Genomic DNA, 22,577 nt, shown 5'->3' with positions numbered 1-22,577 from the left:
TGGGAGCACGCTCTGGTGCTAGGCTGAGAACCATGCCCATTTCGTCCTCTGCCGAGCCGGCGCCGCCCGGTCTGCCGCGCCCCGATCCCGACGCCCTGGTCGCGCGCCTGCGCCATGAGCGGGCGCAGGAGGGACGGGGCAAGCTGCGCATCTACTTCGGATCGAATGCAGGCGTGGGCAAGACCTACGCCATGCTGGCCGCCGCCCAGCGCGAACGCCAGGGGGGCCGCGAGGTTCTGGTGGGACTCGTGGAAACCCATGGCCGCAAGGAAACGGCGCAGCAGCTGCATGGCCTGGAGCAGCTGCCGCTGCGCGAGCTGCCGCACCAGGGGCGGACGCTGCGCGAGTTCGACCTGGATGCGGCGCTCGCGCGGCGGCCGCGCGTGCTGCTGCTCGATGAACTGGCGCACAGCAATGCGCCGGGTTCGCGCCATCCCAAGCGCTGGCAGGACGTGCAGGAGCTGCTGGACGCAGGCATCGATGTCTGGACCACGATCAACGTGCAGCACCTGGAAAGCCTGAACGACGTGGTGGGCGGCATCGTGGGCATCACGGTGCGCGAGACCGTGCCCGATCAGATCTTCGACGATGCCGACGAGGTCATCGTCGTCGACATCTCGCCCGACGAGCTGCTGCGCCGCTTGAAGGACGGCAAGGTCTACATGCTGGAGCAGGCCGAGCGGGCCTCACGCAACTTCTTCAGGCGCGGCAACCTGCTGGCGCTGCGCGAGCTGGCGCTGCGCCGCACGGCCGACCGCGTGGACGAGGACATGCGCGACTACCGGCGCGAGCGCTCCATAGGCACGGTCTGGCCTGCGCGCGAGCGCCTGCTGGTGGCGGTGGCCGGCCGCGCGGGCGACGACGCGCTGGTGCGCCAGGTCGCGCGCATGGCGCGCCGGCTCGATGCGGACTGGATGGTGGTCTACGTGGACGCCCCCGAGCGCCAGCACCGCCCGCGCAGCGTGCAGGCCGCCGTGCTCAAGACCCTGGCCCTGGCCGCGCGCCTGGGCGCCGAGACGGCCACGCTGCCGGGCGCCGATGTGGCCGAGGCCCTGGTCGCCTTCGCGCGCGAGCGCAACGCCAGCCGCCTGGTGCTGGCCCAGCCGCCGCGCCCGGCATGGTCGCCCTGGCGCTGGTGGGGCCGCAGCCTGCCCGACCGCATCGTCCAGCTGCATCCCGACATCGACGTGCTGGTGCTCTCCGGGGGATCCAGCGCGGCCCGGACCGAGGCCGCGCCTGCCGCACCGCTGCGGCGCAGGCCGCTGCCCTGGAAGGGCTATGCCGGCGTGACCCTGGCCTGCTTGACCGCCACGGTGCTGGCCGAGCAGCTGCTGCGCATCTTCGACCCGGCCAATGTGGTCATGCTGTTCCTGCTCATCGTCGTGCTGTCCTCGCTGCGCTGGGGGCGGGGCCCCGGTGCCTGGGCCGCGCTGCTGTCGGTACTGTGCTTCGACTACTTCTTCGTGCCGCCGCGCGGCTCCTTCCATGTCAACGACACGCAGTACCTGTTCACCTTCGTGCTGATGCTGGGCGTGGCCCTGGTCTGCGGCCAGCTCATGGCGCGGCTGCGGCATGAGGCGCGCGTGGCGGCCGAGCGCGAGCGACGCGCAGGCGCCCTGGCACGGCTGGCGCGCGACCTGTCGGGCGCGCTCACGCAGGAGCAGGTGGTGGAGATCGCGCTGCGCACGGTCTCGGGCGTGTTCGACGCCCAGGCCGGGCTGCTGCTGCCCGGTGCCGACGAGCGCCTGCGGCCCGCGGGCGGTGGCCCCTGCCCCATGGACGACAGCATTGCGCGCTGGGCCATGGACCATGGCCAGCAGGCCGGCCAGGGCACGGACACGCTGCCGGCCGCACCGGCCCGCTATGTGCCGCTGGCCGCACCCGTGCGCATGCGCGGCGTGCTGGTGCTGCAACTGCGTGCGCCGCAGCGCCTGGAGGTGCCCGAGGAGCAGCGTCTGCTGGAGGCCTGCGCCAGCCAGGTGGCGCTTGCGCTGGAGCGCCAGCACTTTGTGGCCGTGGCCCAGCAGACCCAGATCGCCATGGAGGGCGAGCGCATGCGCAACACCCTGCTGTCGGCCGTCTCGCACGACCTGCGCACGCCGCTGACCACCATTCTGGGCGCGGCCGAGGCCGCGCAGCGCCATGTGCCGCCGGGCGGCGCGGCCGACATGCTGGAGCAGGTCCGCATCCAGGCGCAGGCCATGCAGCGCCTGGTGGAGAACCTGCTGGACATGGCGCGCCTGCAGCAAGGCGGCGTGCACCTGCAGCGCGAATGGCTGCCGCTGGACGAAGTGGTGGGCAGCGCGCTGCGCCAGATGCGCGCGCGCCTGGGCCAGCATCCCGTGAGCACCGACGTGCCCGCCAGCCTGCCGCTGCTGCAGCTCGATGCCCTGCTCATGGAGCGCGTGCTGGTCAACCTGCTGGACAACGCCGCCAAGTACACGCCGGCCGGCACGCCGCTGGCCATCAGTGCGCGTGTGCAGGATGGCGAACTGCTGCTGTCCGTGCGCGACGGCGGGCCGGGCCTGCCATCGCATCTGCCGGTGGAGACGCTGTTCGAGCCCTTCACGCGCGGCACGGCCGAGTCCACCGTCTCGGGCATCGGCCTGGGCCTGGCGCTGGTGCGCAGCATTGTCGAGGCGCATGGCGGGCGCATCGAGGCCGCCGCCGCACGGCCCGGCCCGGGCACCATCTTCACGCTGCGCTTTCCCGTGCCCGAGCAGCCTGCGCTGGATTAGAGTCCCGCCATGCACGAAAGCCCCCCATGAGCACGCCCGCCAACCGCATCCTGATGATTGAGGACGATCCCGGCATCCGCCGCTTCGTGCGCCTGGTGCTGGAAGACGAAGGCTGGCAGGTCTTCGAGGCCGACAGCGCGCGCCGTGGCCTGATCGAGGCGGCGAGCCGCCAGCCCGATCTGGTCATCCTCGACCTGGGCCTGCCGGACGCCGATGGCAAGCAGGTCCTGACCGAGCTGCGCGGGTGGTCCTCCGTGCCCGTGCTCGTGCTCTCCGCGCGCGAGCGTGAGGACGAGAAGGTGGCCGCATTGGATGCCGGCGCCGACGACTACCTGGTCAAGCCCTTCGGCGTGCCCGAGCTGCTGGCCCGGCTGCGCGTGATGCTGCGCCGCCGCCAGCAGCTGGGCGCCGCCGGTGGGGCGGGCGGCACCGCCGCGTCCAGCAAGGTGCACTTCGGCCCGGTGCAGGTGGACCTGGCCACGCATGAGGTGCGGCGCGCGGGGCAGCCGGTGCACCTCACGCCCATCGAATTCCGCCTACTGGCGGCCCTGATCGCCGCCCAGGGCCGTGTGATGACCCACCGCCAGCTGCTGCTGCAGGTCTGGGGCCCCGAGTACCTGAGCCGCGCCCACTACTTGCGCGTGCACATGGCCAATCTGCGCCAGAAGATCGAGGACGAGCCGGCCCAGCCGCGCCACCTGGTGACCGAGCTGCAGGTGGGCTACCGGCTTGTGGGGCTGGGCGGTGAGGCATCCCCGGGATCGGTATAATCAGCGCCTCTCCGAGGAGCGTTGCAGCGGCCCCCACACATCAGGCGTGGTCGCGAGGCTCGGAGTCATACCTGCAACGACGCTCGCCCACGCTTTCTGTGCGGTGAGCTTTTTTTCGTCTCCCGCAGAACGTGGTTTTTCATTCATCTTTTGGAGAAAACCATGAACGCTGCTGTTCGTCCCGTTTCCGCCGACACGGCCATCGCTGACATTTCCCTCGCTGCCTGGGGCCGTAAGGAAATCCTGATCGCCGAAACCGAAATGCCCGGCCTGATGGCCACGCGCGAGGAATTCGCCGCTGCCCAGCCCCTCAAGGGCGCGCGCATCACCGGCTCGCTGCACATGACCATCCAGACGGCCGTGCTGATCGAGACGCTCAAGGCCCTGGGCGCCGAAGTGCGCTGGGCGTCGTGCAACATCTTCTCGACGCAGGACCACGCTGCTGCCGCCATCGCGGAAACCGGCACGCCCGTGTTCGCCATCAAGGGCGAATCGCTGGCCGACTACTGGGACTACACCCACCGCATCTTTGAATTCGGCGCCGCCGGCACCGAAGGCGAAGGCCCGAACATGATCCTGGACGACGGCGGCGACGCCACCATGCTGCTGCACCTGGGCATGCGCGCCGAAAAGGACCTGTCCGTGCTGGACAACCCCGCCTCCGAAGAAGAGAAGATCGCCTTCGCCGCCATCCGCGCCAAGCTGGCCCAGGACCCCACCTGGTACACGCGCAAGAGCGCCCACATCATCGGCGTGACCGAAGAGACCACGACCGGCGTGCACCGCCTCAACGAGATGTCGGCCAAGGGCACGCTGAAGTTCCGTGCCATCAACGTCAACGACTCCGTCACCAAGAGCAAGTTCGACAACCTCTACGGCTGCCGCGAATCGCTGGTGGACGGCATCAAGCGCGCCACCGACGTGATGATCGCCGGCAAGGTTGCCGTGGTGGCCGGCTACGGCGACGTGGGCAAGGGCTGCGCCCAGGCGCTGCGCGCGCTGTCGGCCCAAGTCTGGGTCACCGAGATCGATCCCATCAACGCCCTGCAGGCGGCCATGGAAGGCTACAAGGTCGTGACCATGGAATGGGCGGCAGACAAGGCCGACATCTTCGTGACCACCACCGGCAACCGCGACATCATCCGCCACGAGCACATGGTGGCCATGAAGAACGAAGCCATCGTCTGCAACATCGGCCACTTCGACAACGAGATCGACGTCGCCTCCATCGAGCAGTACCAGTGGGAAGAAATCAAGCCCCAGGTGGACCACATCACCTTCCCTGACGGCAAGAAGATCATCCTGCTGGCCAAGGGCCGCCTGGTGAACCTGGGTTGCGCCACCGGCCACCCCAGCTTCGTGATGAGCGCCTCGTTCGCCAACCAGACCATCGCCCAGATCGAGCTGTTCACCAAGCCCGATGCCTACGAGGTCGGCAAGGTCTACGTGCTGCCCAAGATCCTGGACGAGAAGGTCGCCCGACTGCACCTGAAGAAGGTCGGCGCCATGCTGACCGAACTGACGGACGGCCAGGCCGCCTATATCGGCGTGAGCAAGCAGGGCCCCTACAAGCCCGAAACTTATCGCTATTAAGCACCCCCTGAGCGGCTTGCGCCGCTTCCCCCTCTCTACTTGCTTCGCAAGGGAGGGGGACGACACCCTCGCGGCGGGGCGGCCCTTGCTCGGTGTCCCTGAGTTGGGCCCTGCCAGTTGTGGGGTGCGGCGCCGCTTGGCGTCATTGGTTTAGAGATTTCCTGGGAACGACGCTATGCGCGCAGATGTATTTTTGGTGGAAGCCGGCCATGCGGCCACGCGCTCGCAGGCGCAGCGGCTGATTGCGGGTGGCGTGCAATGGCGCATGACGCCGCTGACGCCTTGGAAGAAGGTTGCCAAGAACGGCGACGAGATTCCTGCGGGTGCCGAGTTGCAGCTGCTGGACGGGGCCGAGGCCCGGTTCATCTCGCGCGGTGGGCTCAAGCTGGAAGGCGCGCTGGCGGCCACCAAGCTGTCGGTGGACGGCCTGCGCTGCCTGGACGTGGGCCAGAGCACGGGCGGCTTCACCGACTGCCTGCTGCAGGCGGGCGCCGCCCAGGTCATCGGCGTGGACGTGGGCCACGGCCAGTTGCATGACCGGCTGCGCTCGGATGTGCGTGTGATCTGCGTCGAGGGCGTCAACGCCCGCGCGGTGACGGCCGAGGGCCTGCAGGAGTCCTGCGAGGAAGTGCTGTCCGAACGCTGGGAAGAAGATCCCGACGACAACGACACCCAGCCCGTGGCGCCCTATGCCTGGATGCGCAACGGCGGTCTGGTCGATGAAGACTACGACGACAGCGACGACGCCAAGGAAAAAGAGATCGAGGCTTTCAAGGCCGAGCGCGCGGCCAAGGGCAAGGCCCGGGAAGAAGGCACGGTGGCCACGCAGCGCCGCCGCCGCGCCGAGTTTGCCGACGTGGACATCACGCCGCAGTTCGACTTCGTCACGGGCGATCTGTCCTTCATCTCGCTGACCCTGGTGCTGCCGGCCGTCACGCGCCTGCTCAAGCCGCATGGCCAGCTGCTGATGCTGGTCAAGCCGCAGTTCGAACTGCAGCCGGGCCAGGTCGGCAAGGGCGGCATCGTGCGCGATGCGGCCCTGTTCACCGAGGTGGAGCAGCGCATCCGCACCTGCCTGGGCGAGCTGGGGCTGGAGGTCAAGGGCTGGATGGAGTCGGCCATCGAAGGCGGTGACGGCAACCGCGAATTTTTCGTGCATGCCCAGCAGGCGGCCGTGGTGAAGGAGCCTGCACAGCCTGAAACGCAGGACGACGACGAGCCCCGTTCGGCCGTGAAAGCCGCGCCTAAGCGCGTGTCCCGCACCGTGCTGCGCGAGCAGCGCAACGAGCGTGTGATCGACACCAGCACCGAGTTCGGCGTGCCTGGACCGGGGCGCGCCAAGCTGCGCAAACGCAACGAATGAAACACTGAGCAGTGAGTCTTACATGAGCTTTCCGATCAGCTTCGAATTCTTCCCGACCAAGACGCCCGAAGGCGCGGCCAAGCATGTGCAGGTGCGCAAGAACCTCTATGCGCGCAAGCCCCAGTTCTGCTCCGTCACCTATGGCGCGGGCGGCTCCACGCAGGCCGGCACCTTCAACATGGTGCGTGACATCCAGAGCGAAGGCGTCAGCGCGGCATCGCATTTCTCCTGCGTGGGCGCCACGCACGACAAGGTGCGTGCCGAGCTGCAGGAGCTCAAGGCCATGGGCGTGCGCCGCATCGTCGCGCTGCGCGGCGACCTGCCCAGCGGCTACGGCCTGGGCGGTGAATTCCAGTACGCCAGCGACCTCGTGGAATTCATCCGCCGCGAGTTCGGCGACTGGTTCCACATCGAGGTGGCAGCCTATCCCGAGGTCCACCCGCAGGCGAAATCCCCACATTCCGATCTGGAAGCGTTTGCGGCTAAAGTGCGCGCTGGCGCGGATTCCGCGATCACCCAATATTTCTACAATGCCGACGCCTACTGCCGTTTCGTTGATGCGGCGCGCGGCATGGGGCTTGATGCACCGGTTGTTCCCGGCATCATGCCCATCACCAGCTCTACGCAGCTGATGCGCTTCTCGGACGCCTGCGGCGCCGAGATCCCGCGCTGGATCCGCCTGCGTCTGCAGGCTTACGGAGATGACACGGCGTCCATTCGCGCCTTCGGCCTCGATGTCGTGTCCCGTCTATGCGAGCAGTTGCGCAGCCAGGGCGCTCCCGGGCTGCACTTCTATACGATGAACCAGAGCGTCGCCACGCTGGAAATCTGCGATCGATTGGGCCTTTGAGCGCGCAGCCACTGCGCCGGCCCCGGGCGGCCCTCTAGAACTTGGGAACGGTCAGGCGTTCCCTGGAGGTTTTTGCCCATGGATCGTAGTTTTCGACGCCTGCATTGGCGCTGGCTGGCCATGTGTGCCATCACCGCCACCCTGGCTGGCTGCGCACCGGCTCCCGTGGCCGAAACCGATGCCGAGTCCGGCGCCCTGATGGCCGGTTCTGCCGGTTCGGCAGGCGCCGAGTCCATGGCTGAAGGCCAGACGCCTGCGGCCGTTCCCTCCGCAGGCAAGCGCAGCAGCCGCGCCTCGCGGGCCACGCCGCCCGCCACCAGGTCCGCGGATGCCAGGCCCTCCGAACCGGCTTCGCCGGAAGAGAGTGCCGACACTCCCTCCAATCCCGATTTCGCCCTCGTTCCATCTCGCGACAGCGACCAGCAAGGCCTGGCCTCCTGGTATGGCCCGGGCCTGCATGGCCGGCTGACGGCCAGCGGCGAACGTTTCGACAAGGAAGAGCTGACGGCTGCGCACCGCAGCTTCGCCTTCGGTAGCCGTGTCTGCGTGCGCAGCGCCGCGACAGGCAGGACGGTGGTGGTGCGCATCAATGACCGGGGGCCGTTTGCGCCCGGCCGCGTGATCGACCTGAGCCAGGCTGCTGCGCAGGAGCTGGGCATGGTCGGCCTGGGCATCAAGCCCGTGGAGCTGTGGCAGCTCGACGAAGGCGAGGAAGAATGCCCCGAAACCCTGGTCACGGCCAGGAAGGCAGAGTCCCTCAAGAAGACTCAGCAGGCCAGGGCACAGACACAAACACAAACGCAGGCGCGGACCCAGGTTCAGGCAAAGGCCCCGGTCCGGCCGCGTGTGCAGGCCAAGGCGCCCGCACCCAGGCCCAATGCACGCACGGCCGTGGCCAGCCGTGCCGCCCCTGCCGCCAAGCCGGTGGCGAAGGCCGCAGCGCCCGCCGCAGCCTCGGCCACGGCAGTGGCCTCTGCGGCGTCGAGCTCGCGCTGAACCGTGTTCAGCCGCCCGATTCGAGCGTGAAGGCCGCGTTCTCGTCCTGACCGAGCAGCTTGACCAGCTGCGGCATGGCCGGCTTGAGCTGTTCCTTGAGATTGAACGGCGGATTGATCAGGAACATGCCGCTGGCCGGCAGGCCGCCGCGCTCCGACGTCTTGTTGCTCTTGACCGTGAGCTCCACATGCAGCCAGCTCTTGCCGGCCTTGGTGGTCATGGTCTTCAGGCGGCGCGGCAGATCGTGCGCCTCGGGGCGCGGGATGATCGGATACCAGACCGCATACGTGCCTGTGGCAAAGCGCTTGAGGCTGTCGGCCGCCATGTCCAGCACCTTGGCGTAGTCGCTCTTGAGCTCGTAGCTGGGGTCGCACAGCACCAGGGCGCGGCGCGACGGTGGCGGCAGGAATTTCTTGATGCCTTCGAAGCCGTCCTCGTGCAGCACGGCCACCTGGCGGCCCGCTTCGAGCTGGGCAATGTTGCCCGCCAGCGAGCGCATGTCGGTGGGATGCAGCTCGAAGACCTTGAGCTTGTCGCGCTCCTGCACGCGCAGCAGGGACTGGATGATGAAGGGCGAGCCCGGGTAGTTGCGCAGCTGCGCGCCCTGGTTGAAGGAGCGCACCGTGGCCAGGTAGGCCTGCAGCACCGGGGCCAGCTCGGCCTCCTTGGCCTGGGCCAGGCGCATGATGCCGTCGGCGGACTCGCCGCTCTTGTTGGCGTAGTCGCCGTCCAGTCGGTACAGGCCGGCGCCGGCGTGCGTGTCCAGCACCGTGAGGGCGGCATCCTTCTGGAGGAGGTATTGCAGGGTGGCGATCAGCACGGTGTGCTTGAGCACATCGGCATGGTTGCCTGCATGGAAGGCGTGGCGGTAACTGAACATAGGCGTATGGTAACCAGCCGCGCTGCCGGGTGGTTGTCCGTGGCGGCTGAAGGATGGGGGCCGGCGCTGAAGCCAGTGCGGCGCAAGGGGGGATGGCGAAGACCTGCCGTTTTTGTATAATGGAGGGCTTCGCAGCGATTTTAGGGTCCCGCGGCGAAGTTTACATCCCCGCCTAAGAGGCTTCCTTTTTGAAGAAGCGCCGACCGCGGAAAAGGACCCGCCAAACCTTTCTTGAAAGAGAAAACTCATGTCTACATTCAGCGCAAAGCCCGCTGAGGTGCAACACGAGTGGTTTGTGATTGACGCCACCGATAAGGTGCTCGGACGTGTCGCCAGCGAAGTGGCACTCCGTCTGCGCGGCAAGCACAAAGCCATTTACACACCTCACGTTGACACCGGCGACTTCATCGTCATCATCAACGCCTCCAAGCTCAAGGTCACCGGCACCAAGAACCTGGACAAGGTGTACTACCGCCACTCTGGTTTCCCCGGCGGCATCACTGCCACCAACTTCCGCGACATGCAGGCCAAGTTCCCCGGCCGTGCTCTGGAAAAGGCCGTCAAGGGCATGCTGCCCAAGGGTCCCCTGGGCTACGCAATGATCAAGAAGCTCAAGGTGTACGGCGGTGCTGAGCATCCCCACACCGCCCAGCAGCCCAAGGCTCTGGAAATCTAAGGAGACCTAGATGATTGGTGATTGGAACAATGGCACCGGCCGTCGCAAATCCAGCGTCGCACGCGTGTTCCTGAAGAAGGGCTCCGGCAAGATTACCGTGAATGGCAAGGACATTCAGGAATACTTCGGCCGCGAAACCTCGATCATGATCGCAAAGCAGCCCCTGGCTCTGACGAGCAACCTGGAAGCTTTCGACATTCAAGTGAACGTCCACGGTGGTGGTGAATCCGGCCAGGCCGGCGCTACCCGCCACGGCATCACCCGCGCCCTGATCGACTATGACGCAGCGCTCAAGCCCGTCCTGAGCCAAGCCGGCTTCGTGACGCGTGACGCTCGTGAAGTCGAACGTAAGAAGGTCGGCCTGCGCTCCGCACGCCGCGCCAAGCAGTTCTCCAAGCGTTAATCCGCTGGCACTGCAGGAAAGTCCCCCGGGGCTTTCCCCAGAAAAAAACCGCCTTTGCCGGCGGTTTTTTTCTGGGCGATGCAAACCCTTCGCATTCACCTTCGCCGTTGGTGGCCAATGCCCCCACTTGCACTGTCGTCAAGCCGGCAGCCCCGGGAATTCCCGAGCCCTTTGCTGTACCATTCGGGCCAATTGAGAACTTCGGAGTATCCCCATGAGCGCCGTCGCAGAAATCACCGAAACCACCACCGCCGAAATGCCCACCCCGATCGTCTTCACCGACAGCGCAGCTGCCAAGGTGGCCGATCTGATCGCCGAGGAAGGCAACCCTGACCTGAAGCTGCGCGTGTTCGTGCAAGGTGGCGGCTGCTCGGGCTTCCAGTACGGCTTCACCTTCGACGAGATCACCAACGACGACGACACGACCATGACCAAGAATGGCGTGTCGCTGCTGATCGACGCCATGAGCTACCAGTACCTGGTGGGTGCCGAGATCGACTACAAGGAAGACCTGCAGGGCGCGCAGTTCGTGATCAAGAACCCCAACGCCTCCACCACCTGCGGCTGCGGATCGAGCTTCTCGGTATAAGCCTTGTCGGCCGCGCTGCAGTGAAGCCCACAGCAGCCCGCCGCACAACACGCCACCAACCGCCGCGCAGCAATGCGCAGGCGGTTTTTTAACGCCTGCGCCCTCCCTGCCTTGCCATGATTCCTGAAGACAAAAGCGCTTCCGCCTCCACCACATCCTCCTCGCGTTCGGTGCTGCTATGGCTTGTGGCCATCGGCTTTTTCATGCAGACGCTGGACGGCACCATCGTCAACACCGCGCTGCCCACCATGGCCGAGGCCCTGGGCGAGAGCCCGCTGCGCATGCAGTCGGTCATCGTCGCCTACTCGCTGACCATGGCCATGCTGATCCCGGCCTCGGGCTGGATGGCCGACCGCTTCGGCACGCGGCGTGTCTACCTGTGGGCGATTGCGCTGTTCGTGCTGGGCTCGGTGATGTGCGCGATTGCGCCCAACCTGCAGCTGATGGTGGCTGCGCGCGTGCTGCAGGGCATGGGCGGGGCGCTGCTCATGCCGGTGGGGCGGCTGGCCGTGCTGCGCGCCTTTCCGCGCGAGCAGTTCCTCAAGGCCATGAGCTTCGTGGCCATCCCCGGCCTGGTCGGGCCGCTGATCGGCCCCACGCTGGGCGGCTGGATGGTGGAGTACGTGAGCTGGCACTGGATCTTCCTGGTCAACGTGCCCGTGGGCCTGATCGGCCTGGCCGCCACGCTGCGCTTCATGCCGGTGGGCGACCGCTTTGCCGTCAAGCGCTTCGACGGCGTGGGCTATGCGCTGCTGGCCTTCGGCATGGTGGCCGTGTCGCTGGCGCTGGACAGCATGTCGGGCAAGGGCATCCACGGCGCCATGGTCTTCGTGCTGCTGATCTTCGGCCTGGCGAGCCTGGCCGCCTACTGGCTGCACGCGCTGCGCCGGCCCGACCCGCTGTTCGCCCCCGAGCTGTTTGCCGTGCGCAGCCTGCGCGTGGGCCTGCTGGGCAACCTGTTCTCGCGCCTGGGCAGCTCCTGCATGCCCTTCCTGATCCCGCTGGTGCTGCAGGTCTGCCTGGGTTTCTCTCCGCTGCAGGCCGGCATGATGATGCTGCCCACGGTGCTGGCCAGCATGGCCATGAAGCGCCAGACCACCACCCTCATCCAGCGCATCGGCTACCGCCGCGTGCTCATGGGCAACACCCTGGTGCTGTCGCTGATGATCGCCAGCTTCGGCACGGTCTCCACGGCGCTGCCGCTGTGGGTGGTCATCGTCCAGCTGCTGATCTTCGGCGCCACCAACTCCATGCAGTTCACGGCCATGAACACCGTCACGCTCAAGGACCTCGATGCCGGCAACGCCAGCAGCGGCAACAGCCTGCTGTCCATGGTGCAGATGCTGGCCATGGGCATGGGCGTGGCCGCCGCAGGCGCGGTGCTGGCCGGTTTCAGCGAATGGTTCGGCGGCGACACGCCGCAGCACACCCTCAATGCCTTCCGCGCCACCTTCGTCTGCATGGGCGCGGTGACGCTGGCCTCGACCATGATCTTCTCGCAGCTCGGCGACGATGAGGATGTGCGGCCCAAGCCTCTGGAGCCGGCCGAGCACGAGTGAGGGCTGTGCATAGCTTTTGAACCCTGAACCGCTGTAATCCACACTTTTGTTGCGGGTTTACCCTTGTTTTTGGCAAGGATATATGGCAGCCCGCATAGGAAATATCGAGGCCGTCTTATGCGTTTGGGCGGGGCTGGACTTAATCTCGGGTACATCCGCAGGACTTACGCAAGCAAGAACGCAAACACGCCATCGCCACAGGGCCAGCGGCTTTCTTCCTCGGAATTTGCGTAAGTCGTGATCCGAACAGTCCACGCACCAGCAGTTGCCCCCACGAGCATGAGCCAGAGCCCCAGTTCCCAACCCATCCGCTTCTATCACCGCGGCCAGATCGTCGAGGTACAGGGGCCGCATCCCACGCGCTCGGTGCTCGACTGGCTGCGCGGCGACGCGCGCTGCACCGGCACCAAGGAGGGCTGCAACGAAGGTGATTGCGGCGCCTGCACCGTGGTCATCGCCGAGCTGGCCGAAGACGGCGCGCCCGACGCCGTGGGCGGCCTGCAGCTGCAGACGGTCAATGCCTGCATCCAGTTCCTGCCCACGCTGCATGGCAAGGCGCTGTTCACGGTGGAGGACGTCAAGGGCCAGTGCGCCGGCAAGCAGGGCTGTGCCACCGGCAAGCCCGCAGGCGGTGCCGAGCTGCACCCCGTGCAGCAGGCGCTGGTGGACTGTCATGGCTCGCAGTGCGGCTTTTGCACGCCGGGCTTCGTGATGTCGCTGTGGTCGGCCTACGAGCACCACCAGCAGGCCGGCACGCGCCCCTCGCGCCAGCAGCTGGCCGACGAGCTGTCGGGCAATCTGTGCCGCTGCACGGGCTACCGTCCCATCCTGGATGCAGGCCAGCGCATGTTCGACCTGCCCGCCACGCGCATGGCCACCGACCCCGTGGTGCAGGCACTGCAGGGCCTGCGCGCGCAGGATGCCGGCTTGGACTACGCCGCTCCCAACGCCGCCCAGGGCGGCCGTGTGGACAGCTTCCACGCTCCGCGCACGCTGGACGAGCTGGCCGCCGTGTGCGAGGCCAAGCCCCGCGCGCGCCTGCTGGCAGGCTCCACCGATGTGGGGCTGTGGGTGACCAAGCAGTTCCGCGACCTGGGCGACATCGTCTATGTGGGCGACGTGGCCGAGATGAAGCGCGTCGAGGAACGCCGCGGCGCGGGCAGCCTGGAAGGCGGCGAGCTGTACATCGGCGCCGGTGCCTCGCTGGAATCGGCCTGGTCGGCGCTGTCGCAGCGCTTCGAGGGGCTGACCGACGTGTGGCTGCGCTTTGCCTCCGTGCCCATCCGCCATGCGGGCACCATGGGCGGCAACGTGGCCAATGGCTCGCCCATTGGCGACTCCCCGCCCGTGCTGATGGCGCTGGACGCGCAGATCGAGCTGCGCAAGGGCGCACGCGTGCGCCGCATGCCGCTGCATGACTTCTATCTGGACTACATGAAGAACCAGCTGGAACCGGGCGAGTTCGTGCAGGCCCTGGCCGTGCCGCTGGACGCTGCACGGCGCCAGACCCGTGCCTACAAGATCAGCAAGCGCTTTGACTGCGATATCTCGGCGCTGTGCGCGGGGCTGGCCATCGAGCTCGATGGCGAGGTGGTGAAGTCCGCCCGCCTGGCCTTTGGCGGCATGGCCGCCGTGGTCAAGCGTGCGGCCCTGGCGGAGGCGGCCATCGTGGGCCAGCCCTGGGACCAGGCCGCAGTGAAGGCCGCCCAGGCCGCGCTGGCCCAGGACTTCAAGCCCATGTCCGACATGCGCGCCAGCGCCGACTACCGGCTCAAGGTGGCGCAGAACCTGCTGCAGCGCCTGTGGCTGGAGACACGTCCGCAGCAGCCGCTGCCGCTGCAGGCCACCAGCGTCTGGAGCGTGATGCCCCACGCAGTGCACCAAGGAGCCTGAAATGAACCGCCCCATCGATCCCTCCCTGCTGCACTCGTCCGAGGCCTTTGCGCATTACCTGAAGAACACCGCCTTCCGCGTGGACGAGCGCGCCGAGGCCGGTGCCCACACCCAGGGCCAGCGCGTGGGCATCAGCCGCCCGCATGAGTCGGCCCATCTGCATGTGGCCGGCGAGGCCGCCTACATCGACGACCTGCCCGAGCTGGACGGCACGCTGCACTGTGCGCTGGGCCTGTCGCCCGTGGCCAATGGCCGGCTCAATGCGCTCAGGCTGGATGCCATCCGCGCCATGCCCGGCGTGGTGGCCGTGCTCACGGGCGAGGACATTCCCGGCGTCAACGACTGCGGCTCCATCATCCACGACGACCCCATCCTGTGCAGCGGCGAGATCCGCTACCTGGGCCAGCCGCTGTTCGCCGTGATCGCCGAAAGCCGCGAGGCTGCGCGCCTGGCTGCGGCCCAGGCCAAGGCGGCGGCCGACATCGCGGCCGAGCCGCCCGTGCTCACGCCCCAGCAGGCGCATGAGCTGGGCCAGTACGTGCTGCCGCCCATGCACCTGGCGCGCAGCACGAATGAAGGCGGCGCGCGCCGCGCCATGGACGAGGCGCCGCACCGCCTGAAGTCATCGTTCTACGTGGGCGGCCAGGAGCAGTTCTACCTGGAAGGCCAGATCAGCTACGCCATTCCCAAGGAGGACGGCGCCGTCCACCTGTACTGCTCCACCCAGCACCCCAGCGAGATGCAGCACCTGGTGGCGCATGCGCTGGGCGTGGCCTCGCACGCCGTGCATGTGGAGTGCCGCCGCATGGGCGGCGGCTTCGGCGGCAAGGAGTCGCAGTCGGCTCTGTTCGCCTGCGTGGCCTCGGTGGCCGCGACGCGGCTGCGCCGCCCCGTCAAGCTGCGCCTGGACCGCGATGACGACTTCATGATCACGGGCCGCCGCCACTGCTTCTGGTACGAGTACGAGGTGGGCTACGACGACGAGGGCCGTATCCTCGGCGCCGAGATCTCCATGGTCTCGCGCGCCGGCCACTCGGCCGACCTGTCCGGCCCCGTGATGACGCGCGCGCTGTGCCACTTCGACAACACGTACTGGCTGCCCGATGTGTCCATGCACGGCTACTCCGGCAAGACCAATACGCAGAGCAATACGGCGTTCCGCGGCTTCGGCGGCCCGCAGGGCGCGATCGCCATCGAGAACATCATGGAGACGGTGGCGCGCGAGCTGGGGCGCGATGCGCTCGATGTGCGCCGCGTCAACTTCTACGGCAAGACCGAGCGCAATGTCACGCCCTATAGCCAGGTCGTGACCGACAACGTGATCCACGAGCTGGTGGCCGAGCTGGAGACCTGCAGCGACTACCGCGCGCGCCGCGATGCCATCGCCGAGTTCAACGCGGCCAGCCCCGTGCTCAAGCGCGGCCTGTCGCTGACGCCGCTCAAGTTCGGCATCTCCTTCAACGTCAAGCACTTCAACCAGGCCGGCGCCCTGGTCCATGTCTACAACGACGGCTCCATCCTCGTGAACCACGGCGGCACCGAGATGGGCCAGGGCCTGAACACCAAGGTGGCCCAGGTCGTGGCGCACGAGCTGGGCGTGGGCTTCGGGCGCGTGCGCGTCACGGCCACCGACACCACCAAGGTGGCCAATACCTCGGCCACGGCGGCATCGACGGGGGCCGACCTCAACGGCAAGGCCGCGCAGGATGCGGCGCGCCAGATCCGCGAACGCCTGGCCGCCTGCGCCGCAGAGCGCCATGGCGGCCGTGCCGAGGACGTGCGCTTTGCCAACGACCAGGTCCACGTCAACGGCAAGGTGCTGGATTTCAAGGCCGTGGTGGGCGAGGCCTACATCGAGCGCGTGCAGCTGTGGTCCGACGGCTTCTATGCCACGCCCGGCCTGTCGTGGAACAAGGACACCATGCAGGGCCGGCCCTTCTTCTACTACGCCTACGGCGCGGCCGTGAGCGAGGTGGTGGTGGACACGCTGACCGGCGAGTTCAAGCTGCTGCGCGCCGACGTGCTGCACGACGTGGGCCGCTCGCTGAACCCGGCCGTGGACGTGGGCCAGGTCGAGGGCGCCTTCATCCAGGGCATGGGCTGGCTGACCACGGAAGAGCTGGTCTGGCACCCGCAAAGCGGCAAGCTCACCACGCACGCGCCCAGCACCTACAAGATCCCGACGGCCAACGACTGCCCGCCCGTGTTCAACGTGCGGCTGTTCGAGGGCGACAACTTCGAGGACTCCATCCACCGCAGCAAGGCCGTGGGCGAGCCGCCGCTGCTGCTGCCGTTCTCGGTGTTCTTCGCCATCCGCGATGCCGTCTCGGCCGCGGGCGGGCACCGCAGCAATCCCCCGCTGCAATCGCCGGCCACGCCTGAATCCATCCTGCGCGCCATCGAGGCCGTGCAGGCCGCCGGGAGCTGAGCGGACCGGCGCCGCCCCCTCATTCCTTGAATCGGCGCGCAGCGATGCGCGCCACCAGGTCCATGGCCGCCCGGCAGGGTGCCATGCCTTGTGCCGGCCTGGACAGCCGGTGCTCAACCCTGGGCGCTTTCACAACCGTTGCGCCCCGCATGCGAAAACAACACGGAGACAATGCGATGAACTGGATGGAACGGGTGTTCAAGCTCAGTGAGCACGGCACCAATGTAAGAACCGAGCTGGTCGCGGGCCTGACGACCTTTCTGACGATGGCCTACATCATCTTCGTCAATCCCTCGATCCTGGGGGATGCGGGGATGCCCAAGGGGGCCGTCTTCGTGGCCACCTGCCTGATCGCGGCGCTGGGCACGACCATCATGGCGCTGTACGCCAACTATCCCATCGCGCTGGCGCCGGGCATGGGCTTGAACGCCTATTTCGCCTACGTGGTGGTGCTGCACATGGGCTTCACCTGGCAGGCCGCGCTGGGCGCGGTCTTTGTCTCGGGCTGCCTGTTCCTGCTGGTGACGCTGTTCGGCCTGCGGGAGCTGATCATCAAGGGCATACCGCAGTCCATACGCATAGCGATCACCGTGGGCATTGGCCTGTTCCTGGCGCTGATCGCGCTCAAGAGCGCGGGCATCGTCGCGGCATCGCCGGCCACCTTCGTGACCCTGGGCGATCTGCACAAGCCCGAAGTCATCCTGGCTTCGCTGGGCTTTCTGATCATCGTGGTGCTGGACCGCCTGAAGGTGCCGGGTGCCATCCTGATCGGCATCGTTGCCGTCACCGTGGCCTCGTTCTTCTTCGCAGGCAACGAGTTCCACGGCGTGTTCTCTGCGCCGCCCTCCATTGCGCCCACCTTCCTGCAGCTGGACATCAAGTCCGCGCTGACGGGCGGCATCCTCAACGTGGTGCTGGTGTTCTTCCTGGTCGAGCTGTTCGATGCCACGGGCACGCTGATGGGCGTGGCCAAGCGCGCGGGCCTGCTGGTGCCCAGCCGCATGGGCCGCTTCAACCGCTCGCTGCTGGCCGACAGCGGCGCCATCTTCGCGGGCTCGCTGCTGGGCACCTCCAGCACCACGGCCTATGTGGAAAGCGCGGCCGGCGTGCAAGCGGGCGGCCGCACGGGCCTGACGGCGCTGACCGTGGCCGTGCTCTTCCTGTGCTGCCTGTTCCTGTCGCCGCTGGCCGGCGTGGTGCCCGGCTACGCCACGGCGCCCGCGCTGTTCTTCGTGGCCTGCCTGATGCTCAAGGAGCTGACCGAGATTGAATGGGGCGAGACCACCGAGGCCATCCCCGCCGCCGTCACGGCCCTGCTCATGCCCTTCACCTACTCGGTGGCCAATGGCCTGGCCTTCGGCTTCATCACCTATGCCGTGCTCAAGCTGTTCACGGGGCGCGCCAAGGAAGTGCACTGGATGGTGTGGCTGATCGGCGGCGTCTTCCTCTTCAAGTTCGTCTATATCGGCGGATAGCACCCCCTGAGGCGCTTACGCGCCTTCCCCCGTATGCACGGCGCCCTCTCTCGCTTCGCGGGAGGGGGACGACGCCTTCGCCGCGAGGCGGCTCTTGCTCGGCGTCCCTGCTTTTGGGCCGCGCCAGTTTCATAGGCTTTGGGCTCAGGCAAGATGTTTGGTGGGCCCATGCTTGGCGGATGCCTTGCATGGTTTTTTTATGCGGGGTGGATGGCGCCCAGGATGCGCGGGCCGCGTGCGCCCGTCACGGCGGGCAGGTTGCCGGGCAAACCCAGCAGGGCCTGGCGCGCCAGCCAGGCGAAGGCGGCGGCCTCCACCTGCTGAGGCGGCAGGCCGCGCGCGGCCGTGGTGTCCACGGCCGCGCCAGGCAGCAAGGCGGCGATGCGCTGCATCAGTTGCGTGTTGAAGGCGCCTCCGCCGCAGACCAGCAGCTCGCCGCCGCCACGCCCGAAGCGCTGCACGGCACCGGCGCAGGCGCGGGCCGTGAATTCGGTGAGCGTGGCCTGCACGTCGGCAGGGCGGGCATCGGCGGCGCTGGTTGCACTGGCGGAAAGATGGCCGGCCAGCCAGTCCGCGTGGAACAGGTCGCGCCCCGTGCTCTTGGGCGGCGGCTGCTGCAGGAAAGGCTCGGCCAGCAGGCGGTCGAGCAGGGCGGGCAGCACCTGGCCCGTGGCCGCCCACTGGCCGCCGTCGTCATAGGGCTGGCCCGTGTGCGCCTGGCACCAGCCGTCCATCAGCGCATTGCCGGGGCCGCAGTCGAAGCCCAGCACCGTGCCATCGCCCGCCAGCACGCTGAGATTGGCAATGCCGCCGATGTTGAGCACCAGCACCGTCTCGCCGGGCCGGCCGAACACGCCCTGGTGGAAGGCGGGCACCAGCGGCGCGCCCTGGCCGCCAGCGGCCACGTCGCGGCTGCGCAGATCGGCCACCACGGCAACGCCGCTGAGCTCGGCCAGCAGGGCCGGGCTGTTGAGCTGCAAGGTGTAGCCCGTGCCGTCGAACATCTGGGGCCGGTGGCGCACGGTCTGGCCGTGGGCGCCAATGGCGGCGATCTGCGCGGGCGCCAGGCCCGTGGCCTGCAGCAGTTCCCGCACCACCTCGGCATAGCTGCGCGCCAGCGCATTGGCCGCCAGCGCCGCGCGGTGCAGCTCGTCGCGGCCATCGGGGGTGTTCAGCGCCAGTAGCTCGGCGCGCAGCGTGGCGTCGAACCCCCGGCTGGCATGCCACAGCACCTGCGTGCCTTCGGCAAAGTCCACAAGCACGCCGTCCACCCCGTCAAGCGAGGTGCCGGACATCAGGCCTATGCAGTAGCGGTGGGCGATGGGGAAGGGGGGGGGCTGGTTCATGCCGGCAATGGTAGCCCTGCGGCCTGGGACCCACGATCACAAAAGGATGCGCCTGAAACAACAAAGGCTGCCAGGGCAGCCTTTGCGGGATGGGAGCGCGGTGGCTCAGCGTTCGCTGGCCAGGGCCAGTGCTTCGTTCGATGCCTGCAGCTCGATGCGCATCTGCGCGGCCATCTTGTCGAAGGCGGCGCGGCCGGCCTTGGAGACGGGGCGGGCGGCATCGGTGGCCTGGACGATGGTCATGGGATCGCGGTGCTCGCCGTTGACGCGGAACTCGAAGTGCAGGTGCGGGCCGGTGGCCCAGCCCGTGGAGCCCACGTTGCCGATGATGTCGCCTTGCTCCACGCGCTGGCCGCGCGTGACGCCGATGTGGCTCAGGTGGGCGTAGACCGTGGTGTGGTTGTTGGCGTGGTCCACGAAGATCACGTTGCCGTAGCCGTTCTGCACACCCGCGAAGGAGACGGTGCCGTCGCCCACGGTACGCACCTTGGTGCCCGTGGCAGCGGCGAAGTCCGTGCCCAGGTGGGCGCGCCAGGTCTTGTGGATGGGGTGCATGCGCATGGCAAAGCCGCTGCTGATGCGCGAGAACTCCACGGGCGAGGTCAGGTAGGCCTGGCGGCGGCTCTTGCCGTCCATGGTGTAGTAGTCGCCCTTGGCCTTGCCTTCGTCCTGGAACCACAGCGCCTGCACGACCTTGCCATTGTTGTGGAACTCGGCGCTGAGCACGCGGCCCGCGCGCAGCGGCTCGCCATCGGCTTCCAGCGATTCGTAGACCACGGAGAAGCGGTCGCCCTTGCGCAGGCTGCGGCGGAAGTCCACGTCGCCCTGGAAGATGTCGGCCATCTGCATGGCCACGGCATCGGGGATGGAGGCCGCGTCGGTGGCGGCGAACAGCGAGCTGCGGATGATGCCGCCGGCCAGGCGGGGCGAGGCCGTCAGCTTGCCCGTTTCGATGCGGGTGCTCAGTTCATTGTTCTTGCGCTCGACCACGAGGCGGCGGAAGCTGCCGTCCTCGTCGGGCGCCCAGCGCACAGTCAGCTGCGACAGCTGGTGGTCGGGCGTGGTCTCGGCCGTCACCAGGCGGCCGGCGCGGCCCAGCACATGCTGGCGAACCTGGTCGTTGCCGCGCATGAAGGCGGCGGCGGCCGGATCGGCCACGCCCAGGCGCTGGAGCAGGGTTTCGGCCGTGTCGCTGCCGCGCGTGTATTCGGAACGGTACAGGGACATGCCCTGCACGCTGTCGGTCAGCTCGGCCAGGGTCTGGCCTTCGGCCAGCGATTCCACGGGCGTGGAGAGCATGCGCACCGGCAGGTCGGCCGGATCGGGTCCCAGGTTGGCCACGGCGAAGGCGCCGCCGCCGCCCGTGAGCAAGATGGCTGCCAGTGCTGCGGTGACACGCTTGGGGTGTTGCTGGATCACGGAGGTCAGCCGCGCAACAAGAGCACCGCTGGCATGGTTCAAGCCATATTTCACAACATCAGATCCTTGGGTTGCGCGCATCCGGCCCTGCGAGGGCCGGACAGCATCGCAGCGGCGGGATACGCTCTCCAGACGGGCAACAAGTCCGCGCTCTGCGGTGCGGATAGGCGGGCGTCTAGAATTCGCCGCAGCGGGAAAATCCCCGGAGTATACCGACGCAGTCCTACGCGGCCTGGCGAAAAACCCTTATGAATCAATCTGCTGTTACAACATACCCGGTCACCGACGGTGTAAGCCAAGCGCTTGAAACCACCCTGCGCGGCGTGGATGAGCTGCTGCCCCAGGCGGACTGGGTGCAAAAGCTGGCCCGTTCCGAGGCCACCGGCGTGCCGCTGCGCATCAAGCTGGGCCTGGACCCGACGGCGCCCGACATCCATCTGGGCCACACCGTGGTGCTCAACAAGATGCGCCAGCTGCAGGACCTGGGCCACCAGGTGATCTTCCTGATCGGCGACTTCACCACCCTGATCGGCGATCCTTCGGGCCGCAACAGCACGCGCCCGCCGCTGACGGCCGAGCAGATCAAGGTCAACGCCGAGACCTACTACACCCAGGCCGCCAAGGTGCTGGACCCCGCCCGCACCGAGGTGCGCTACAACAGCGAGTGGTGCGACAAGCTGGGCGCGCGCGGCATGATCGAGCTGTCGGCCAAGTACACGGTGGCCCGCATGATGGAGCGCAACGACTTCCACCAGCGCTTCACCGACGGCAGCTCCATCAGCCTGCACGAGTTCCTCTACCCGCTGCTGCAGGGCTATGACTCGGTGGCGCTGCGCGCCGACCTGGAGATGGGCGGCACGGACCAGAAGTTCAACCTGCTCATGGGCCGCCATCTGCAGCAGGAATACGGGCAGGACACGCAGTGCGTGCTCACCATGCCGCTGCTGGTGGGCCTGGACGGCGAGCACAAGATGTCCAAGTCCAAGAACAACTACATCGGCATCACCGAGGACGCCAACACCATGTTCGCCAAGGTGCTGAGCATCTCGGACACGCTGATGTGGAACTGGTACACCCTGCTGTCGTTCAAGAGCCTGGCCGAGATCGCCGCGCTCAAGGCCGAGGTGGAAGGCGGGCGCAATCCCAAGGACGCCAAGGTGCTGCTGGCCAAGGAAATCACGGCGCGCTTTCACAGCGCGGCGCTGGCCGATGCGGCCGAGCAGGATTTCAACAACCGCAGCAAGGGCGGCATTCCCGACCAGATCGACGAGGTCAGCCTGTCGGGCGCGCCGTTGGGCATCGGTGCCCTGCTCAAGCAGGCCAACCTGGCGCCCTCGACCAGCGAGGCCAACCGCCTGATCGACGGCGGCGGCGTGCGCGTGGACGGCACGGCCATCAGCGACCGGGGCCTCAAGCTCGAAGCCGGCACCTATGTGGTGCAGGTGGGCAAGCGCAAGTTTGCGCGCGTGACGCTGGGCTGATACCCGCGCCGGGCCATGCGCCCGGCTGCGCAGGAATGAAGGACGCCGGCATGCCCGCGTCCTTTTTTCATCGCCGGGCCGCCCCAAGATGAAAACGGCCCCTTCGGGGGAGCGTGGG

Annotated in this window: 17 protein-coding genes and 1 riboswitch; of the genes, 14 read left to right on the top strand and 3 right to left on the bottom strand. The window is 67.7% G+C overall.

Annotation, left to right across the window (positions count from 1 at the left end):
- The first annotated feature begins 32 nt into the window (after positions 1–32).
- The 6 genes from A4F85_RS28335 to A4F85_RS28310 all read left to right on the top strand — a co-directional run bounded on the left by A4F85_RS28335 (position 33) and on the right by A4F85_RS28310 (position 8,310).
- Positions 33–2,738 carry a sensor histidine kinase gene (locus A4F85_RS28335; RefSeq protein ID WP_063328519.1) on the top strand — a complete coding sequence of 902 codons (2,706 nt, stop codon included), beginning with the start codon at positions 33–35 and terminating at the stop codon, positions 2,736–2,738.
- 26 nt (positions 2,739–2,764) lie between these two features.
- Entirely contained in the window at positions 2,765–3,508 is a 744-nt protein-coding gene (locus A4F85_RS28330; protein WP_034397322.1) for a response regulator, read from the top strand.
- A gap of 7 nt (positions 3,509–3,515) precedes the next feature.
- A riboswitch (S-adenosyl-L-homocysteine riboswitch) is annotated at positions 3,516–3,600 on the top strand.
- Between the two features lie 70 nt (positions 3,601–3,670).
- Positions 3,671–5,101 (top strand): adenosylhomocysteinase, encoded by a 1,431-nt coding sequence (gene ahcY / locus A4F85_RS28325; RefSeq protein WP_013800445.1) that lies wholly within the window; start codon positions 3,671–3,673, stop codon positions 5,099–5,101.
- Positions 5,102–5,276: 175 nt separating this feature from the next.
- Entirely contained in the window at positions 5,277–6,464 is a 1,188-nt protein-coding gene (locus tag A4F85_RS28320; RefSeq protein ID WP_063328518.1) for a TlyA family RNA methyltransferase, read from the top strand.
- 22 nt (positions 6,465–6,486) lie between these two features.
- On the top strand, positions 6,487–7,314 hold the full coding sequence (gene metF, locus A4F85_RS28315; protein ID WP_034397320.1) for a methylenetetrahydrofolate reductase [NAD(P)H]: 828 nt from the start codon (positions 6,487–6,489) through the stop codon (positions 7,312–7,314).
- A 78-nt stretch (positions 7,315–7,392) separates the two neighbouring features.
- Positions 7,393–8,310, top strand: a complete 918-nt coding sequence (locus tag A4F85_RS28310; RefSeq protein ID WP_063328517.1) for a septal ring lytic transglycosylase RlpA family protein — start codon at positions 7,393–7,395, stop codon at positions 8,308–8,310.
- 7 nt (positions 8,311–8,317) lie between these two features.
- Here the strand turns inward: A4F85_RS28310 and A4F85_RS28305 are convergent, their stop codons facing one another.
- Entirely contained in the window at positions 8,318–9,190 is an 873-nt protein-coding gene (locus A4F85_RS28305; RefSeq protein ID WP_063328516.1) for a 23S rRNA (adenine(2030)-N(6))-methyltransferase RlmJ, read from the bottom strand.
- Between the two features lie 247 nt (positions 9,191–9,437).
- On the opposite strand from A4F85_RS28305, the gene rplM reads away from it, so the two are divergent.
- The 7 genes from rplM to A4F85_RS28270 all read left to right on the top strand — a co-directional run bounded on the left by rplM (position 9,438) and on the right by A4F85_RS28270 (position 18,213).
- On the top strand, positions 9,438–9,866 hold the full coding sequence (gene rplM / locus A4F85_RS28300) for a 50S ribosomal protein L13 (protein WP_012207711.1): 429 nt from the start codon (positions 9,438–9,440) through the stop codon (positions 9,864–9,866).
- 10 nt (positions 9,867–9,876) lie between these two features.
- A complete protein-coding gene (gene rpsI / locus A4F85_RS28295; protein ID WP_012207710.1) occupies positions 9,877–10,269 on the top strand; it encodes a 30S ribosomal protein S9 in 393 nt (130 codons plus the stop codon).
- A gap of 214 nt (positions 10,270–10,483) precedes the next feature.
- Positions 10,484–10,858 (top strand): iron-sulfur cluster insertion protein ErpA, encoded by a 375-nt coding sequence (erpA, locus tag A4F85_RS28290; RefSeq protein ID WP_013800449.1) that lies wholly within the window; start codon positions 10,484–10,486, stop codon positions 10,856–10,858.
- Positions 10,859–10,974: 116 nt separating this feature from the next.
- On the top strand, positions 10,975–12,417 hold the full coding sequence (gene mdtD, locus A4F85_RS28285; RefSeq protein ID WP_013800450.1) for a multidrug transporter subunit MdtD: 1,443 nt from the start codon (positions 10,975–10,977) through the stop codon (positions 12,415–12,417).
- Positions 12,418–12,696: 279 nt separating this feature from the next.
- The gene (gene xdhA / locus A4F85_RS28280; protein ID WP_063328515.1) at positions 12,697–14,310 is read left to right on the top strand and encodes a xanthine dehydrogenase small subunit; all 1,614 of its coding nucleotides are present in this window, start codon (positions 12,697–12,699) and stop codon (positions 14,308–14,310) included.
- Position 14,311: 1 nt separating this feature from the next.
- Entirely contained in the window at positions 14,312–16,738 is a 2,427-nt protein-coding gene (gene xdhB / locus A4F85_RS28275; RefSeq protein ID WP_063328514.1) for a xanthine dehydrogenase molybdopterin binding subunit, read from the top strand.
- Positions 16,739–16,914: 176 nt separating this feature from the next.
- Entirely contained in the window at positions 16,915–18,213 is a 1,299-nt protein-coding gene (locus A4F85_RS28270) for an NCS2 family permease (RefSeq protein WP_012207705.1), read from the top strand.
- A 197-nt stretch (positions 18,214–18,410) separates the two neighbouring features.
- On the opposite strand, the gene A4F85_RS28265 is transcribed toward A4F85_RS28270, so the two are convergent.
- Both A4F85_RS28265 and A4F85_RS28260 read right to left on the bottom strand, forming a co-directional pair.
- Positions 18,411–19,559, bottom strand: a complete 1,149-nt coding sequence (locus A4F85_RS28265; protein ID WP_063328513.1) for an anhydro-N-acetylmuramic acid kinase — start codon at positions 19,557–19,559, stop codon at positions 18,411–18,413.
- A gap of 105 nt (positions 19,560–19,664) precedes the next feature.
- Positions 19,665–21,059, bottom strand: a complete 1,395-nt coding sequence (locus A4F85_RS28260) for a peptidoglycan DD-metalloendopeptidase family protein (protein WP_012207703.1) — start codon at positions 21,057–21,059, stop codon at positions 19,665–19,667.
- Between the two features lie 167 nt (positions 21,060–21,226).
- Here A4F85_RS28260 and tyrS point away from each other — a divergent pair, with 167 nt between their 5' ends.
- A complete protein-coding gene (gene tyrS / locus A4F85_RS28255; protein ID WP_012207702.1) occupies positions 21,227–22,459 on the top strand; it encodes a tyrosine--tRNA ligase in 1,233 nt (410 codons plus the stop codon).
- Positions 22,460–22,577: the final 118 nt, after the last annotated feature.

The sequence above is a fragment of the Delftia sp. GW456-R20 genome, assembly GCF_001622915.1.
Taxonomy (GTDB): domain Bacteria; phylum Pseudomonadota; class Gammaproteobacteria; order Burkholderiales; family Burkholderiaceae_C; genus Comamonas; species Comamonas acidovorans.
The sequence above is the reverse complement of the archived record's forward strand: the minus strand, read 5'-3'. Positions and strand labels throughout refer to the sequence as shown.